Raw genomic sequence first — 1029 nt, 5'->3', positions numbered from 1 at the left:
GGATCAACTTTCGATGTATCCGTATCTTCCGCTTTGTTACCTGCTTTATCTTCAGTCACTGCTTTAACCGGTGATTCATCTTTCACTGAATCCGCCGGGATAGTTACTTTACCTGTAGCTGGATCAACGGTCACATTCTCTGGTAATGGGTCTTTCGCTGTCCAAGTTCCATCTTCACCTTTAGAGATAACAATCGTTACTGGAGTTTTGTTTTCATCTTCATAAGTGATCGTCGTTGGACCTTCTTCGTCTTTTGGCTCAACCGTAACTGAACCATCATCTTGTGCTACCACATCCGGTGCCGCTGGTGGTGTTTGATCCACAACAAATGGCACTTCTGGTGTTGAGGCACTTGATTGACCTTCCGGGGTCGTCACTTTAGCTGTTGCTTTGTAATCACCATCTGTCGCAACGGCTTCAGCTGGGATATCAACGGTCACTTTACCCGCTTTTAAATCATCTTCAGTCACTACTTTAGTGGCTTCTACTGTACTTCCATCCGGTTTCGTCACTGTTACAACGACTGTATCCCCTACTGCTGTTTTCGCCGGCAAGGTCACTTCTGCTTGTACACCGTCTTTCGCTTCTTCAGCATTTACGCCATCAGCCGCTTCCGGGATAGTAAGTTTTGGTGCACCATTTTCTGTGGTTGCATCATCGTCATTTTCATCCGCTTTACCGTCACCATTTACATCGCCCGGTACACGTGGGGTACTTGGATTGTTACCGGAACCACCTCCGCCACTGCCACCACTTGCAGCGGCTGCAATACCACCCGCTAAGGCTGCAAGGCCTAATAACCACCATGGGTTAAACGCCCAAAATGCACTGCCCAATTCTTCACCACCTAAGGCTTGCGGTGCAGCAACTTCTTCCGCCAACATACTGACCGCATCGGCCTTTAAACCGGATTCCGGTACATAAGCGTAAATACCGCCGTTTTCGTGTTGACCTACGATCAAATTGGTCACATCTTCTGAATTTTCATCACCATAGTAGCCTTTAATCACCACATCCGGATTCATATCA

1 protein-coding gene is annotated in these 1029 nt (G+C 47.5%); it reads right to left on the bottom strand.

Translation table 11 applies throughout. From position 1 onward, the window contains the following. The coding region (locus BKK52_RS13570) for a BppU family phage baseplate upper protein (protein WP_158076052.1) at window positions 1–1029 on the bottom strand (1029 nt) is incomplete at both ends.

Source organism: Rodentibacter trehalosifermentans, assembly GCF_002000545.1.
GTDB classification, from domain to species: Bacteria; Pseudomonadota; Gammaproteobacteria; order Enterobacterales; family Pasteurellaceae; genus Rodentibacter; species Rodentibacter trehalosifermentans.
This window is presented reverse-complemented; position numbering and strand designations above follow the sequence as displayed.